General features: G+C 53.6%; 13 protein-coding genes. 12 read left to right on the top strand and 1 reads right to left on the bottom strand.

All coding sequences use genetic code 11. The features are described 5' to 3' along the window. Positions 1-25: 25 nt before the first annotated feature. The 4 genes from F4555_RS02850 to F4555_RS02835 are packed head-to-tail and all read left to right on the top strand — an operon-like array spanning position 26 to position 1,834. Positions 26-715, top strand: a complete 690-nt coding sequence (locus tag F4555_RS02850) for a hypothetical protein (protein ID WP_115325453.1) — start codon at positions 26-28, stop codon at positions 713-715. Further along, positions 712-1,002 carry a toxin-antitoxin system YwqK family antitoxin gene (locus tag F4555_RS02845; protein ID WP_115325454.1) on the top strand — a complete coding sequence of 97 codons (291 nt, stop codon included), beginning with the start codon at positions 712-714 and terminating at the stop codon, positions 1,000-1,002. Before F4555_RS02850 ends, F4555_RS02845 begins: the two co-directional genes overlap by 4 nt. 6 nt (positions 1,003-1,008) lie before the next feature. Next, complete coding sequence (locus F4555_RS02840; RefSeq protein WP_115325455.1) at positions 1,009-1,311, top strand: glutaredoxin domain-containing protein; 303 nt, start codon at positions 1,009-1,011, stop codon at positions 1,309-1,311. Positions 1,312-1,330: 19 nt separating this feature from the next. After that, complete coding sequence (locus tag F4555_RS02835; protein WP_115325456.1) at positions 1,331-1,834, top strand: toxin-antitoxin system YwqK family antitoxin; 504 nt, start codon at positions 1,331-1,333, stop codon at positions 1,832-1,834. Between the two features lie 383 nt (positions 1,835-2,217). Here F4555_RS02835 and F4555_RS02830 read toward each other — a convergent pair whose 3' ends face one another. Continuing rightward, entirely contained in the window at positions 2,218-3,801 is a 1,584-nt protein-coding gene (locus F4555_RS02830; RefSeq protein ID WP_115325457.1) for a cell wall-binding repeat-containing protein, read from the bottom strand. 452 nt (positions 3,802-4,253) lie between these two features. Between F4555_RS02830 and F4555_RS02825 the strand changes: the two genes are divergently transcribed. From F4555_RS02825 to F4555_RS02790, 8 genes are all read left to right on the top strand, one after another. Then, complete coding sequence (locus tag F4555_RS02825; protein WP_147286458.1) at positions 4,254-9,587, top strand: hypothetical protein; 5,334 nt, start codon at positions 4,254-4,256, stop codon at positions 9,585-9,587. 177 nt (positions 9,588-9,764) lie between these two features. Continuing rightward, complete coding sequence (locus tag F4555_RS02820) at positions 9,765-10,583, top strand: C40 family peptidase (RefSeq protein WP_115325459.1); 819 nt, start codon at positions 9,765-9,767, stop codon at positions 10,581-10,583. An 85-nt stretch (positions 10,584-10,668) separates the two neighbouring features. Next, on the top strand, positions 10,669-11,514 hold the full coding sequence (locus F4555_RS02815) for a hypothetical protein (RefSeq protein ID WP_115325460.1): 846 nt from the start codon (positions 10,669-10,671) through the stop codon (positions 11,512-11,514). A 128-nt stretch (positions 11,515-11,642) separates the two neighbouring features. Further along, a complete protein-coding gene (locus F4555_RS02810) occupies positions 11,643-13,169 on the top strand; it encodes a TrbL/VirB6 family protein (RefSeq protein ID WP_147286459.1) in 1,527 nt (508 codons plus the stop codon). Further along, positions 13,169-13,462, top strand: coding sequence for a hypothetical protein (locus F4555_RS02805; RefSeq protein ID WP_004015061.1), 294 nt, complete (start codon positions 13,169-13,171; stop codon positions 13,460-13,462). Before F4555_RS02810 ends, F4555_RS02805 begins: the two co-directional genes overlap by 1 nt. A gap of 115 nt (positions 13,463-13,577) precedes the next feature. Continuing rightward, positions 13,578-13,976 (top strand): DUF6112 family protein, encoded by a 399-nt coding sequence (locus tag F4555_RS02800; RefSeq protein ID WP_004015062.1) that lies wholly within the window; start codon positions 13,578-13,580, stop codon positions 13,974-13,976. A gap of 3 nt (positions 13,977-13,979) precedes the next feature. Further along, positions 13,980-15,449, top strand: a complete 1,470-nt coding sequence (locus tag F4555_RS02795) for an SCO6880 family protein (protein ID WP_115325462.1) — start codon at positions 13,980-13,982, stop codon at positions 15,447-15,449. Beyond that, a complete protein-coding gene (locus tag F4555_RS02790) occupies positions 15,446-16,948 on the top strand; it encodes a putative type IV secretion/conjugal transfer ATPase (RefSeq protein ID WP_115325463.1) in 1,503 nt (500 codons plus the stop codon). Before F4555_RS02795 ends, F4555_RS02790 begins: the two co-directional genes overlap by 4 nt. Positions 16,949-16,951 lie beyond the last annotated feature (3 nt).

Genomic DNA, 16,951 nt, shown 5'->3' with positions numbered 1-16,951 from the left:
CATTTCTCTAGTGGAAGGAAAAATAATGCCTGAAAACACGCCTGAAATCCGTGAAGAATACGAAAGGCTACTCACTTACCCTGAGCGAGCCTATTTGAATCTAGAAGCCTGGCCGTGGCTTCCTGAACTGGAACAATACGAAGAAAGGCTTGCCCGGTTTCATGAGGCTTTCACCAGTGAGGATTCCACCCCGGAACAAGTCGAGGCTCTAGCAGCCTACGTTCGTGGTGACAATGACACCTGGCTGATTAAAAATCATATGAACAAGTTCATGGACAAGTTCATGGCTCTTGAAACTGACTACAGTGACTATTACGAAAACGAGGATATATACAAAGGCGAGGGGGAGCCTAAGTATCTCGATGAAGTGCTGGCTGATGCTCTGGATGTCGAGTACCGGCTCGACGCTGGTTTTAAAATGACTTCGGTACTAGTCACCCTGGAACTCGGCGGCCCGAACATGTATTTGGATACCAAGCGGCGTGAAATGATCTGCACCTGGGGTGATTCACGTGAAGTGCGTCTCGTACCCATGGAGCTAGTCGCTGAGGTAGATAACTATTTCAGGGAACAAGCCGCCATGGTGGGGCAGATTTCTTACGAATCCTGGCACCCACTAGCACCGACAAACCCACAGTGGACACCACAACAATCACCCGCCCCCGCCCCCTATCAGCCGGCAACACAGAGTGCCGCGTCGGGGGTGGTGTTATGAAAACCATTGACGGAAACCGGGAAGTGTCCTACTACGACACCGGTCAGGTGCAACACGAATCCTGGTGGTATTGCGGAAAACTCCACCGCATAGACGGCCCGGCGGTCATCAACTACGACCAAAACGGCCACGTCAGGAGCAAGCAATGGTACCGCTACGGGCTACTACATCGCGAGGATGGCCCGGCATTAACGCTGTATGACAAGGACGGGCAGGTCGCGTCGGAGGCGTGGTTTAAAAACGGGATACTCACCACCCCAACTCTCGACCCTACCTCCGTGAGGTGATAAAGAATGCAAACAAACTGTAGGATAAAAATTTTCACTCTAGAAAACTGTGTTCAATGTGAAGCCTCACGTAACTACATGACCCGGCATGGCATTTCTTTCGAGGAACACGACGCAGCCCGATACGCCCGGCGTTGGCAAGCTTTAGGGATTAAGCGCGCTCCGATAGTAGAAATCTGTGGCCCGCAAGGCCAAACCATCGACATGTGGACAGGTTTCCAGCCCTCCCGGATGAGCCAATACCAGCAAAACAACACACCCACGCTCGCCCCCGCCGCGTTAGCGGTGAGTGAGAACCTCAGCATGTAGAAACACGCCGCAAACAACTATGAGTACCCCAGTAATCTCCACTTTCACCGACGACTACGGCACTGAACACCGCTTATTCCACGACGCGGAAACCGGTACACAAACCGAGGTATGGAAATATGGTTCCACCAGTGAAACCGTAGTATCCTACCGTGATGGGACACTAAAATGGACTACCCGCAAAAACGGTCGCATAGCAAAAATTTCCTTCTACGACGCTGCCCGTGTCCTTCACTGTGTGGACGGCCCGGCAATAGTCGAATACGACGAGTCCGAGCATCCCCGCCGCTTCCGATACTACCAACACGGCCAGCTGGATCGCGATGATGGCCCGGCAATAGTCGAATACGACCAGGCTGGGCAGGTTCGCTGCGAGGAGTGGTACCAGAGTGGACGGCTGCACCGCATAGACGGCCCGGCGGTTATCAACTACGACCAGGCCGGAAACATTTCCTACGAGGGATGGTTCCAGCACGACAAACGAATCCCCCCGCAGGTTCCTCTCCCCCTGGTCAGGAGGTGACGGTGACACTACCAGAGAATCCGGGGGTGGAACTGTGAACCCTACCCTAGCGGCAACAAAAAACCACAACCCGAGGGGAATAGTAATAAAAAGAGTCACCATCCTACAGGTAAAGGAAATGTAATGTTTGCCGCACTCACCACGCTCCTCGCTATCCCCAGCCTCGTCGGTCTTGCTATCGGACTAATCCTTACATTCATCGACAACACCAACTCCGACTAGCCCCACCCCGGTAGACATGTGGTGGGGCTAGTTGATATTGATGTCGCTAAAGTGGCTCTTCACATTTGAGGGCGTGTTGTTACTGTTGGGGTAACGAAACCAGTCTTCTACTGGTTGCACCTGTTGCGGCTAGCAAGACTAAGTAGTTCCACTCAACGCCGCTACCGCGCAACAATTAGCGCGGCTGACAGGGCGTAGCCCTCCAACCACTCATAACCGTGTTCAATTTCCCTATAAAGAGCTAAACCTGCACGATGATTATTAGGTTGTAGCATTATTTCATTGTGGCCTGGTGAATTTTTCCAGCTTTCTAGTAGCTGTATTGCCGCATACCGTTTCCAACCTAGTGGATGTTTCCATAAATCGCAGCTAGCAAGGTTTTCTCCATTGAAGATACCATCAGGCATTCTATCTGTGTCTATATCGCGAAGATGCTCGTCAAAACCATTAGTGCTTCTCATAATACTCTGATGCACATCGAGTGCAAATCTACTAATTTCACTACTGTAGACTACGGGCGCTAATCCTGATTCTGCTCGGTATTGGTTTAGATATTCTATAAAATAATGTGCGATTTCTTCTTTATCTTGCTCTGTCACATCCTTTTCTTTTAATGCGTATTCTTTTTTTTCTTCTTCCTGTTGTTTTATCTTGTTGGCTTGTTCTATCTTGTTGGCTTCTTCTGGTGTGACTGTTGTGTTGTTTGGTAGTGCTTTTTCGCCTCCGAGTAGGGTGAGGGTGCTGGTTTTCCATTCTTTCAACAGGTTCAACACTGTTACTGGTGCTTGCTTGTCTGGGTAGGCTAACAGTAGTGGTCCGTCTTTGAGGTTGGAGGCGGCGAGCGCGTCAGCGGGCTGGTCCCCACGCGCTAAGTAGACCTTCTTGACTCCGCCAGGCCAGGCTTGTTTGGCGATTTGCGCGGCTGTCTCGTACCGGTCGGTTCCGGCTATCCGGCTGGTTGGTAGCGTGGTGAGTGCTTGTATCACACTGTCAGGGACAGCGCTTTGTCCTCCGAGCACGGTGACACTAGACGCGCCAAGAGTCTTGATAGCGTCACTAACCACAGTGGTGACACCGGGGTTGTCTAGGTTTGGTGGGGCAAGTAATAAGGCCCCGTCTTTGAGGTTGGAGGCGGCGAGCGCGTCAGCGGGATTGTCGCCACGCGCTAAGTAGACCTTCTTGACTCCGCTGGGATAGGCTTGTTTGGCGATTTGCGCGGCTGTCTCGTACCGGTTCGCCCCGTAGATACGGTTCACCGGTAGACTAACACCAGCGTTCCCTAAACTGTGCCTTACGACTCTGTCTTCTACAGCGCCTTGTCCCCCGAGCACAGTAACACTAGTGACACCAGGCTCAACGGCCAACCCTATATAAGTCGCTTGTTCCCAGGTTACGCCATGTTCGGGGCTCAGGCGTGGCGGGGCGAGTAATAAGGCTCCGTCTTTGAGGTTGGAGGCGGCGAGCGCGTCAGCGGGATTGTCGCCAGACGCGACATAAATCTTTTTCATCACCCGACCCTGCGGATTGAACTCATTCTTAAACACGGATCTGGCAATCTTCCACGCGGTATGATACCGGTCAGACCCGAATATGCGCGTTATCTGATACTTGCCGTCACTGTTTCCGGAATCTGGATTATGCACCGCGTTTGCGATACTAGGGGTGAGTGTCAGGGCGAGGGTGGTGGCGATAGTAGTGATGCTGGTTGCCCATTTCATTCTGGGTTTAAAGATTGCGTGTATCATGATATTTTCTCCGTTCTGGTTGGGTCACGCCAGTGTTGGGCGTGTTGTTACTGTTGGGGTAACGAAACCAGTCTTCTACTGGTTGCACCATGTACTCCGTTTGTTTAGCCTACTGGGAGCGTCTTCAGAGCCTGCCTCGTTAGTGGTGTAGGGCCTACATGGTGTTGGCTGACCAATACGGTTATCTACGGTTTTAATTGTATTTCATTTCGGTATGGAAAGCTAGCTGTTTACCTATCAACACCCCCTAGTTTCCGGTGATTCTTGTAACTGTATCATAGGTGGTTTTTTGTTGGTGTTACTGGGTTTGCTTGTTTTGTTGCTTGTTTTAGTGTGGTGCGTTGTTCGTGTGCGGGTGCTGGGGGTGGCGGAAATCGGGGGTGGTGGACAGTAAATAGTAGGCCGCCTCGTTCGGGGCGGGTGTTGGATACGAAAATGGAAGGATTCTTGTTTTGTTTACTAGGTTGTTGTTTTGGAGGAAGGCTTCGGGTTGTGACTCGGGTCGCAGTCCGGTAGTGAAGGCTGTTTCCCGCCGTGTTGGGCGTTTGGGGCGTGTCGATATTGTGGGGCGTTTGATGGCCGTGGCTGGTGTGGTTGGTTTGCTGGTTTCCGGTTTGGTGACTCCGGCGGTGTCTGCGCCTGGCGGGGTGGGTGCTGCTACCTGGTCTGAGGAAACTCATGTTCCGGTTGTTAGCTGGTGGTGGTATGACAATTATTCCACTGTGTCGGCTGGGCAGAAGTTTTACGGGTATTGTGCGATGCGTGATGATTTGCCTGGCCCGAAAGGTGGTGCGTATCATGCTCCTGTTCCGGCTTCTACCTGGCAGGGTAGGTATCTGGCTAAGGGAAATGTTTGGAAGAATTTCACTGGCACCCCGAGCATGGCGAAACGGATAGCTTTCTTGTTGTCTAAGTATGGCCGTTCTAGTGATCCGACTACAGTTTCGATAACGAAAATCGCTATGTACCGTATTGAGGGTGTTTGGGATGACCATATGGCGGAGACGGTGACGTACCGCCCCGCAGCGGACACGGCCGCAAAGTGGGCAAAGGAAGCTAATGATTTTGGTGAGGTGCCTTTGAAGGTTGCTGAGCCTAATATGGCTGGTGTTCCGGTTAAGGATGGCGTGGTTGGTCGGGTTGATAATCTGGGTGTCACGGCTGGTTCTTCTTGGTATCCGGGTGCGAAGATGAAGGTTACTATCACGTCTTCTAACGCGGTTTTCCCGGAGACTAATGGTAAGGTTCGTGAATTTGTTTCTGGTGCCCAGCCCGCAGCTGTGGCTATTAAGCGTAAAGGTGGCGGGGAAATCACCGTGAATGTTGAGGCTTTTGATTTGCCGGATAACCAGTTGTGGTATGTGCAACCAGTGTCGGGGCGTGCCCAGCCTCTATTCTTCGCTAACCCCACCAAATCAGCCAGTCAAGGCTCAAAACCATCAATACCGGATAAGAAAATAACCGAGAAGTCTACTGAGGTGGAGTTTACGACGACGCGGAATACGGAGATTGTGTCTGTGGGTTCGCCGCTTGTGGATGCGGTGACTTCCCGGGTGAAGGGTCCGAATGGTTGGCCGACTTGGGAGGAGGAGCTTACTGGTGATGATGGTAAGAAGAAGACTGTTACGCATAAGACGGTGTTGAAGGCTGAGGTTTCTTTGTGGGGGCCTTATGCTGCGCCGATTAGGCAGCAGCCTGGCGGGCCACCGGCGGGTGCTAATTTGGTGTCGCGGTTTACGCTTGAGTTTGATGGTGCTGGCCAGGTTAAGAACACGCCTAGTGTGGCGGCTCCGAAGGCTGGGTTTTATACGTGGACTGTGGAGATGCGGAAGGCGTGGCATCCGGCTCATACGGTTAAGAATCTTGATACTGAGGTGTTTCAGTCTGATTTTGGTGAGGCGCAGGAGTCTCATGTGGTGAAGTTCCGTCCCCAGGCGTATTCGCATGTGCAGTGGTATTTGACGAATCGTAATGATCCGCGTATTACGGGTAATGATCGTCATGTTACGAATTCGAATCAGGTTGAGGATATTCCTCTCCCTGATTATTATGATTATTCGACTGATACGGTGATTCGCCATTGGGGTGAGGTTGATTTGTCGGGTCGTCGTCAGCATAAGGATCCGGCTTATACGCATGAGGATTTGTTGGTTGATTCTATTGATGCGTATTCGGCTAATGGTTTGTGGTTGAAAGACGAGTCGGGTGAGTATGTGCCGGTGACGTTTACTGGGAAGCTGTATTATGTGGGTACCAGGCCGTTGCCGAAGGGTTCGTCTATGGCTGGTATGGAGTTGCAAGCGACTCGTCAGATTACGGCTTACGGGCCGGGGCGTTACACACTGTCGATGGATCAGGCGGTGCGGGTGCGTCATCTTGGTTTCTACACGTGGGTGTGGGAGGTTGGTCCGCAGTCTGGTCCGCATTCTGAGTGGATTGAGTCTGGTTGGCAAGACCAGCCGATGCAGTGTGAGGAGACTACGTCTAACCGGTTTGAGCCGCAGGTGTCTTCGGAGATTAAAGAGCGTAATGTGAATCGTAATGGGGCTGCGATTGATCGGATTACGATTGATGGGCTTCCTAGTGATCACCCTGAGTTTAAGGGTTTGAATCCTTGTTGGGGTGCGGATAACCCGTGGATGCATGTCACGTTGTATGGTCCGTATGATAATCCGGTTGGTGATGATTTGCGGTGGCGTTTGACTACGGATCCGTCTAAGAATAGTGAGCCGAAGGTGAATTCGGTGAAGATTCCGGCGCGTAATGGTGTGGTTGGCGAGCGTGTGTTGGCTGGTGGCCGTGAGGTCGAGGGTGTTGGCTGGGCTGATGAGACAGCTGGTATGGAAGGCGCTAAAGGTTTCCTTGATAGGCAGTTCCGTCCCCAGGATCCGGGTTATTACGTGTTCGTGGTGTCGTTTGAGGGTGATCACCGGGTGGCTCCGTTTATCTCTCGTACGGATGATATTTACGAATGGGTGATGGTAGATCGGGTTGAGCCCACGGTGGTTACCCGCGCGGATCACCGTGCGGAGGTGGGTAAACCATTCCGTGACACTGCGATAGTGACGGGACAGCCTCCGAGTTATTGGAAGGGCGCGGGTTTCGTGTTCGAGGCTTATGGCCCGTTCGAGCCGGGTGATACCCCTGTCGCGACTGAGAAGTATCTGTTTAAACGGGTACCTTCACGGGAAAAGTATAACGGGGTGGGTACTTATCCATCACGGGAAGTGGTGGCGGCCAGTCCGGGTTATTACTATTGGAAGGCGAAACTGGTGAAACCGCAAGATGATCCTTCGGCGTGTGCTGGGTTGGGGTTTGATCCGGAACCTGATAGTGCTAATCCGCCGGTGGCACCGGAGAAGGCCGAGCCACCCAAGATAGAGGTCGGGGTATTCCATACCGGGTTCGGGTGTCCGCGTGTGGGCGAGATGCTTGAGGTGAAGGTGAAACATTCGGGTGCTATTCCTGAGGGTTCCGTCTTTCAGGTGTCTATCCCGGATTCGGGTCAGATTATGCGCGTGAAAGTGGATAAAGAGCGTAATATTCAGACGGTTGGCGCGAAGATTCCTGCGCCTGGCGTTGGTTCTCACCAGATTCACTCCACGTTGTATGGGCCTGATAGTAAGGTGTTAGCGACTCACTCGGCGAGTTTCGATACTGTGCGGGGTAGTATCAACGTGGTTAATGGTGCGGATATTGTCGCGTCTCTCACTACTGAGGATGGTTTCGCTCCTGTGAAAGGCTCAAAAGTTAAAGGCCAGGCCACGGTGCGTTACGAGGCTACTCTGGCGGGTATCACTCCAGGTACTGTTCCCGGTGCTAACCGAGGCGGGACTAAACCCGGGGTTGGTGCTGGTGGTAGCACTACTGGTAGCGGCGCGTCGGGCGCGGCGAGTGGTGAAACTGCTGAGCGTTCTGCCCAACTGTTGAAGCCTAAACCTGAGTCTGTGACTTTAGGTAAGGACAAGGATAAAAACAGTGCTGGTGATACTGTTAGCGGGTCTAAGCCTGTAGTTCGGGCTGGTAGGGTCGATGAATCCGGTAACTCTGGGGTGTCGGGTAAGGTGGAGCGTGGGGTAACCCAGGCGAGGGTGACCGCCGGGGGTGTCCGGGCTGTTAAGAAGCCTCCCAAGATTGAGGTGGTATTCAAGCTGCGTCACAACATTTCGGGTAAAGAGATAAAGTCTGAACCGGTTTTGGTTACGGGCGCGTCTCCTGCTCACGTGGAGGGTCCTGAGTGGAGCCTTGACGAGGTGGGTGGCTACGAGTTATCTGCTGAGGTTTTAGTAGATGGCAAGCCGGTTAACTACGCTGAGTCTTGTTCTGCTATGGTAACGTTCGTGTCCGAGCCTGTGAAAGACTTGGATACTGGGTCTAAGCCTAAACCTGACGCGCAGCCTCCTGCTCCGGCTAAAGGCGTGTGTAACGTGTTGTGGGAAGGTGAGATTGGTGACGCGGGTGAGAACACTTGGGTGTATCCCCCGGGACACCCAGGGTTGAGGGTTCACACTAAAGCCCAGGCTCCGAATGGTAGGCATATTGGGGATCCGATTCATGATCTTCTGATTGTGGACGGTGAAATTCCTGAGGGTGCGTATGCGACAGTGGATTTGTTCTACAACCAATCTGGCGAAGCGAAGACTTGTAGTAAACCGGTGTGGACTTCCGCTAAGGTAATGCTTAATCGTGGCGCTGGGGAGTATGCTACCGGGTCTTTTACTACTAAGAAAGAGGGCTTGTATCATTTCCGTGAAAGCGTGTTTGACCGTCACGGGAAGCTGATTGCCCAGGGTAAGTGTGGTGAGGATTCAGAGACCGTGAAGGTTGAGAAGCCTGGTACCCCGCCTCCTCCTTCTACTCCTCCTACGCCGGGTACGCCTCCGGGGACTCCCCCACCGCCTCCTTCTACTCCTCCTACGCCGGGTACGCCTCCTTCTACGCCTCCCGCGCCGAAGTTGAAGGTGCGGACTGAGGCGCAAGCACTTGAGGGGAAGCTGGTGGGTAAACCGATTCATGATCTTCTGATTGTGGAAGGCACAGTACCTGAGGGTGCGTATGCGACAGTGGATTTGTTCTACAACCAATCTGGTGAGATGAAGACTTGTGGGAAGCCGATTTGGACTTCTAGCAATATTCTGCTCACTCGTTCTCCTTGGCGTTACGCCACGAATCCGTATGTAACCACTATGGATGGTCAGTATCATTTCCGTGAAAGCGTGTTTGACCGTCACGGGAAGCTGATTGCCCAGGGTAAGTGTGGTGAGGATTCAGAGACCGTGAAGGTTGAGAAGCCGCGCCGGGTGTGGACTGTTGCGCAAGCCCCGAAGGGTAAACATGTTGGGGATCCGATTCATGACTTGGTTTACTTGGAGGGCGCGTTCCCGAAGGATTCCTATGTGGTGGTGAAACTGTTCTACAACCAGGCTGGTGAGGCGAAAACCTGTCAGGTTCCGGTGTGGACTTCTGAGAAGTTGAAGGTTCCACCGTTTACCCCGGCTACGTTGAAGACTGGCGAGTTTAAAACCAGAATCTCGGGGCAGTATCACTTCCAGGAAACCGTGTATGACGGAGAAGGAAAGATACTTGCCCAGGGTGATTGCGGGGCTGATAGTGAAACCCTCGTAATCACGCCTGATGATTCCTCTTCGGGAGGCGCGGGGCGGGACGGTGGTCTAGCTAAGACGGGCGTGAGCCCGTGGGTAGGTCGCGTGTCAATGCTGTTTCTCGCTGCTGGTCTGGTGCTTATGGTTTTGAGTCGTAGGCAACACCATCATCTCGTGGGATAAACCCGTTAGGGGAACAATCTAGGGGTATCCCCACAAGACCTCCTGTGGGGATACCCCTATCTTTTTCCCGCCTGGTGCGAATCTCGTGATGTTCTAAGTTGAACAACACACAAAAAAGAGCTGCGTGTTTAACGCAAAAGAAAATGAAATGTACTGTTTTTGTGAAGGGTGTTTTTTATGCCTGTACCTGTGATAGTCGCGGCGGGCGCGGGGAAGGCCGCGAAAGTCGCGAAAGTGTTGAAAATACTTCGCCGGGTTCATCAGGTTCGTCAGTTACGGCGTAAACGTGACAAGCAACATAGAACGAATCGTCGCCTGGTGGGTTTTATAGTCGTGATGTTCATGCTACTGTTCGGGCCAGTAGCGGGCTGCTCGATGGTGGCTGCGCCGGTGACGTTGGCCTTATCCACGCCGCTGCTGGTCGGGGGGATGATGACCGCCGGGGGTGTAGGCGCGGCTGGCGCGGTGATGGATGTTTTACCTGCTGGTAGTGCTGCGAAAACCGCTTTCCTCGGTTTCGCGGCTTTGCTCCATCAGGGGACAGGCGCGCCGGGAAGCGGATCCCAATTTGATGTCGGCGCGCTCGGCGCGGAGGCGACAGGTGAAAACCCGAATAGCGCGGCGCTACTCGCAGCGGGTCACTCCCAGTTGGGTGTGCCGTATTTATGGGGTGGTACCAGGCCGGGGGTTGGCCTGGATTGTTCGGGTTTCACCCAGTATGTGTATTCCCAGGTGGGGATTCAGATTCCGCGTACTGCTGGTGCGCAATACCGGGCGGGGTTGAAGGTTAGTGATCCTCAGCCGGGGGATTTGATTTATTGGGGGTATGGGAATCCTAGTGATGAACATGTGGCGATGTATATCGGTGGTGGCAAAATGATTCACGCACCGTTCCCGGGCAAGCCTATCTCGGTCGCGGTGGTAGTTCAAAGGATGCATGGGACTGGCCCGCAGTATTTCCGTTTCGTACCGCCAGGCTACCATCCCCCGTCCTAGTCTTCGCCGGAGCCGACCGGGGAATCCGGTGGCGCGGAACAGTAAATAAATAACAAGAACTTCTCTAGTGGAAGGAAAAAGGCTGATGAAAAGTTTTCTCGTTAAACATAAAACCCTCCTGTTGATGGGTTTACTAACCATCGGGGCGGTGGGGTCGGTGGTGTTTTCTATGTTTTTCAACCAACAAGCCACGCCTAGCGTGTCTCTTACCGGGTCGGCTATCGGGGGGCGTATTCCCGCGACTAAAACCCCGATTCGTCCAGAGGCACCAACGCCTGGTGGGGGTGCTTCTGGGTTGGTGGAGCCACCAGCTGTGGGGATGAAAGGTGTCATTCCGGGTGATGAGGCGAAAACCCCCAAATCGTATTCCCGTAAAGCAGTGCTCCCACGCCGGGATACTACGGGCTTGTTTTATCCCCCAGATCAAGACGGGGTAGACACTTGTAAGGATGTTGCTCCGTGGGTGGTGGAGGCTATGTCTCTCGACCAGGACATGGTGGATTTGGGGCGCGACAGGATACGTAGCGAGTGGCTAAAACATCTCTCTACGTCTAAGTCTTCCCAGTGGGATAGCCCTTGGTTTGAAGGGATGCGCACTAATTTTTGGCAATACACCGGGCTTGATTCTAAAGACTGGGGTAAAGAAATCAAGGATAAAGGTTTGAAAGTGACTCAAAACGTGGTTGCGACTAAACCGATGGAATTAGACGATATTTCTGCTTTTTGGGGCGCACAGAAATACGATGCCATGTTTTGGCCTCAAACTGTTTTGGGGCTACAGGTGTGTGAGGTGACCACTAGTAAAAACATTACACAGTCAGGGCAAGCCCCTGAGGATGCGCAGCTGCAAGAACAACATTGGGGGGTTGCGATAAACACTAAAACCGGGAGTAAGAAAAACTGGGAGGTGGAAGGCATATGGCTAATGTGATACTACCTACGGTGATTGAGTTTCTTTCACTGGTGCCTTTTGACCCAGACTCACCCGCGCCCCCGGGAGGGATACCAAATGTTTTAGAGTTCCTAAAAAACCCGCTTTTAGCGATGTTTAATTTTATTATGGGGATTATACCTACCCTAGTCACGATGATAATAAAGTTTATTGCTAAGGCTATTCTCATGGGTATGACTTCGATGTTTATCAAGGTCATGGCGAGTCTCACGGTCTTCACCTCAGCGGATTTAACTAACCCAGGGATTTTGGAATGGTATTCCCGCATGTTTGGTTTGGGGGCGTTGTTATGTATTGCTTTTCTGGCGTTACAGCTGGTATCTACATCCATAAAAATGCAACAGATCACCGGCGTGGTGGAAGCGTGTAAGGCGTTTATCACAGCGATTGTGGGCACAGCATTATTGGTGCCTTTCGCTAACACGGCCGCCCTCGCGGTAGATTCACTGTCTGTGAAAACTTTAGGAATCGCTTTGAAGGATAATTCTAAAGCGGTTTCTAATCTTTTAGAGGTTTTCGATACGAACGGCCCGGCTTCTTGGTTCATAAAATTCACTGGGTCTGCTGGTTCCAGTTTGATTGTTATAACCGGGTTGATTATGACTATACTACTTGGGCTTTTCATGCTGTTCGCGATGACCGTACTAATAGCGGTGATAGTGCTACGTGACATGTTGTTGATACTGGTGTTGATTACCGGGCCGGTAGCTATCGCAGGGATGGTGTGGTCTCCTACCTCGGCGTGGCCGCGTAAGTGGGGTACTGTTTTTGTCGCGTTACTGTTTACCAAATTCGGTATAGCCTTGGTTTTCGCGGTGGGTTTATCAATGATGGCTAACGCGCATTGGGTAGGTGACATTAGAGGAATGTTCATTTTCATGATGGCGATAGTGATGATTGTGGTTGCCCTTGTGGTGCCTTTCATGGCTTTCCGGTTCTTCGATTTCCTCGGTGAGACCGCTATCGGCGGGCTGGATCAGCATCTGGTAAATAGTGGCCGCGCGGCGGTGGGTCGCGCGGTAGGGCGTACAAACACTGCTATCCACTCGGCGGGTAAAACACTTATTAAACCCGCCGCGCCCGGCGCGTCTGCCTCCACCCAGGGCGGTTCCCCGCCGGTAGTGAAGCAAACCACTAGTTCCTCTGGTGTGTCCAACACATCCGTAACGGGTGGGAACGCTAAAACACCAGGCGGGGTTTCTAGTAGTAGTGGCGTGTCGGGTAATACTCCACCGCGCGCTGGTGTTCTCCCGGTAGATTCTGCTGTCTCTACTTCCTCTACGGTTTCGTTTTCTGGTGGCGGAAATCGCGGTGGCGGGGTTCCTCCGCAGGTTCCCGTACCGGTTTCACTGTCTAATAGTGGGTCTGCGGTTGTGTCTAGCGTTTCTGCCGCGCCGTCTCCCCCGCCCCCGGTGGCGGCTCCCACCAGTAAACCACAGGGTGTTAGTGGTGTAGCGGGGCATACGGTGGTTTCTGTAAACCAGGTTAGCCCTAGCTCTGGCGCGTCTCCTGCCGCGTCGTCTCCACCGCCCCCGGTGGCGGCTGCCGGGTCTGTGGTGGCTAGTTCATCTCAGCTTCCTGTCTCGTCGTCACGTATCTCTGCTGTGTCTAGTGTCGGTAAAGGTGTCGAGTGATGGGTGGTGTCGTGTCAGTGTTGGTTCCCCTGGTGGGGCCGGATTTTTCGTGGCTTCCAGCTAAGTGGTTCAAAGTCGCTGGTGGGGTGATGAGTTTTGGGCTTCTGGGGTTAACGTGTGCGTTGATTATAGCCGCTGGGGTGTGGGCAGTATCGGCGCGTAATGGGCATTCTGAGTGGGCTGCTAAGGCTAAAGGCACGATTATCTCCGTGTTGGTGGCGGTGATAGTACTGGCTTCGGCTGGCGCGGTGACGGGGTTCCTAATCGGAAAATTCGCCCATATCACCCCCTGATTTGACTGGCTCCCGTTTCCGTCCGTGTTTTCCGGGGGTGGTGGACAGTAAATAGTGAGGGCACACAAAAGTGTGGTCTTGGTTTTCTAAGTTTTCTACCGGAAGGATAAAGATTATGTCTATTAGCGTTTTTGTTGCCACTGTGAGTGCGTTGTTTTTTTCTACCCTGGCGCGGTTTGATGGTTTTGATCCGGGGGTGTCTCCTAACATGTCAGGGGTTCCCGGATTGACTCAGTTGAAAAACCTGGTGGGTGGTGTGATGGCGGCGGTTATTGTCTTGTTAGTGTTGGCTGCTATCGCCTCGGCGGTGGTGTGGGCTATCGGCTCGATTTCTGGCCGGGCGGGTATGGGTTCCGGCGGGAAGACTGGGGTGTTGATCTCGATTATGGCGGCGATTGTGGTTGGCGCGTCAAGTTTCCTGATTAAGTGGGCTTCTGGTATCGGGCAACAGATTAAAAGTGATGGGCTGTGGGATGTTTACTCGACAGTTGGGCAGACTGTGGGCTGGTGCTAAGTCATGCCCGCTTCGCATGTTCAACCAGAGCAGATTCCGCGTTCCTCGACGCGGGGTTTGCTTCTGGGGCTGGGTGCTACCCCGGTGGCGGCTTTACTTGCCGGGGTGGTGTTATTTATTGTTCTCACGCTAGTTTTCGGTTTTAACCGAGCCTTGTGGGGGTTCCCGTTGTGGGGTGGTTTGATGCTATCGGGGCTAATACCGGTAGGCGACCGGAAGCTGGTGGAATGGCTACCGATAGGGATAGGGCTAATGGCAAGGAAACTAACACGTCAGGATAGGTATAAGTATCGGATATTGTCGCCGCGCCCGGATGGGACACTGGCGCTACCGGGTCGCGCGGCGGCTTTGCGCCTCGTGGAGGATGTGGGTACGGGGGCTGCGTTGATACATGACCCTAACGGTAAAACCCTAGTCGCGATAGGCCGTGTATCACATGGGGATTTCCTGCTACTCTCGGATGAGGCGAAACAGGAAAAGTCTGTGTTGTTTGCGCGTATGGTTTCCACGTTGGCGCTTTCGGACGGGATTTGGCGGATTCAGGTCCTCACCCGTTCTATCCCGGATTCGGGGTATTCCATCTCCCAGTATTGGGAACAGATGAAAGCCCAGTCGCTATCTGCGGTGGCTTCTGAGTCATATGAGGATTTGATTCAGGAGCTGGGTGGGGCTACAGAGCGGCATGAGACCCTGCTTGCGATTAGCCTGGATTTACGTAAATGTGAGGCTACTATCAAGGCTTATGGTGGTGGTATCACCGGCGCGGTAAAGGTAATGGCAGAGCGGATGGTGACCGCTGAGACGGCTACCCAGAGCGCACAGTTGAAGATTAGTGAATGGCTTACCCGCCCGGAGCTAGCGCATCTGATTCGCACGACGTACGACCCCGCAGCGGCAGTAGAGCTGGATCAGCATCCTTCTCTGGGACAGTATGTTCCCCACGCGGGGCCGATGGCGGTGCAGGAAAACTGGGCGACCTATGAGACTGACTCGGCTATACATAAAACAATGCTTATCTCGTGGCCGGGTATCCCGGCGTGGCCGGGGTTCCTCCGCCCGCTGGTGGTGCATCCGGGTATCCGGGTGGCGTTTAGCCTGATTTTCGAGCCTATCCCGAGGGATAAGGCTATGTCCTCAGCGAAACGTGAGGTGATTAACGAGGCTATCGCCGCTGCGGAGCGGCAACGCTCGGGTCAGATTTCCACGATTTTGAACGACCAAGACGAACAGGCCGCAACCCAGCATCTGGCTGATGTGGCGGCGGGGCACACGGACGTGTGGTATGCGGGTCTGGTCACTGTCTCGGCTAAAGGTAAAACGGAGCTGACCCAGGCGGTAGAGTCAGTGAAATCTTCAGCTATCGAGGCGGGCTGTGAACTACGTGTACTCTACGGTCAGCAAGCCACGTTGTTTCCCGCTGCGGCACTGCCGCTTTGCCAGGGGCTACCAAAATTCAAAGGAGTGGGGCTGTGACTACAGACTTCGGAACCCTGATTGTCGGGGAGGAAGACAAGAAGACTCGCCGCGCCCGGTTACGCCGTGAGAAGCAACTAGCGAGGGAAAACCGTAAACGGCGCGCCGGCGAGGGTAAACACCGCCGCGACCAGGAAAAACAACTGTGGGTTGGGGATTATCTACACCCGGAAGGTTTGCCTGGCCCGGAAGTAGGCAGGTCTTGGAGGCCTGGCGCTGTCCGCCCGTCACGGGCTACGATGCGGCCTTTGCGTGTGCTGTATCCGTTTCTGGCGGAGTCCGGGCTGGGTGCTAGGGGCATGTTTATCGGGCAGGATGCTTATAACTGCGGGGCGTTTTGTTTCGACCCGTGGGATTTGTATGAGCGGCGTTTGATAACGAACCCGAATATTTCCCTGGCGGGGATTATCGGACAGGGTAAGTCTTCGCTAATGAAATCGCTAACGATTCGCGGCGCGGCTATGGGCCGGAAATCTTATGTCCCTGGGGATATTAAAGGCGAGTGGTCCCCGGTTGCTGAGGCGCTGGGAGGCGCAGCAATCAGGCTGGGGGGAGCGTCACCACACCGGTTAAACCCTCTTGATGCTGGTGTCCGCCCGTCGCGTGATGTTCACGGCCAGGCGATTACAGACCGGGAATGGGATGTGATGGTACGCTCCAACCGGCTCGGGCTACTCATCGCCCTAGCATCGGTTATGTTGGGGCGCGGGTTGGCACCTCTTGAGTATACGGCTTTGACGTGTGCGCTAGACGAGGTGGCGGCTCGCCATGCCACGCCGCTTATCACCCAGGTGGTAGAAGAGCTGTTGAATCCTCAAGAAACGCAGTTGCCTACCGGGGTGGGATCCACCGTGGAGCTAGCTGAGATGGGGCGTGAGGTGGGGCATGTGTTGTTACGGCTGGTGCAAGGCGATTTACGCGGTACTTTCGACGGTCCTTCTACTGTGAAGTTCGACACGTCACTACCTATGGTGTCAGTGGATTTGTCGGCGTTTGGGCCTGGTGCTCCCGCTATTCCCTTGCTGATGACATGCACGGCGGCGTGGATGGAAGCCGCTTTACGTGACCCAGACGGGGGTAAGCGCTTCATTATCTATGATGAAGCGCATCGTTTGATGGGTGAATCCTCACTGTTGGAACGCATGAAAGACCAGTGGAAGCTTTCACGCGCCTGGGGCATCTCAAACGTTTTGGTGTTACACCGTTTCTCGGATTTGGAGGCGGTAGGTCCGCAAGGCTCGAAAGAACGCGCGCTTGCGGAGGGACTGTTGGCTGATACGTCTATCCGTATCGTGTATAAACAGGCACCTGACCAGTTGCCCGCCACTGCGCGGATTCTGGGTTTAAATAACACTGCTACTGAGCGTATCCCCGAGCTGACCCCGGGGCAGGGCTTGTGGATAGTAGGCCGGCGCATGTTCATAGTGAACCATCTTCGCAGTCGTAAAGAAATCGAGCTGACTAACACTGACGCGGCCATGATAGACCACGAGGAATGACCG

The sequence above is a fragment of the Mobiluncus mulieris genome (genome assembly GCF_014204735.1).
Taxonomy (GTDB): domain Bacteria; phylum Actinomycetota; class Actinomycetes; order Actinomycetales; family Actinomycetaceae; genus Mobiluncus; species Mobiluncus mulieris.
Note: the sequence above shows the minus strand (reverse complement) of the source record. Positions and strands in the feature narration are given on the sequence as shown.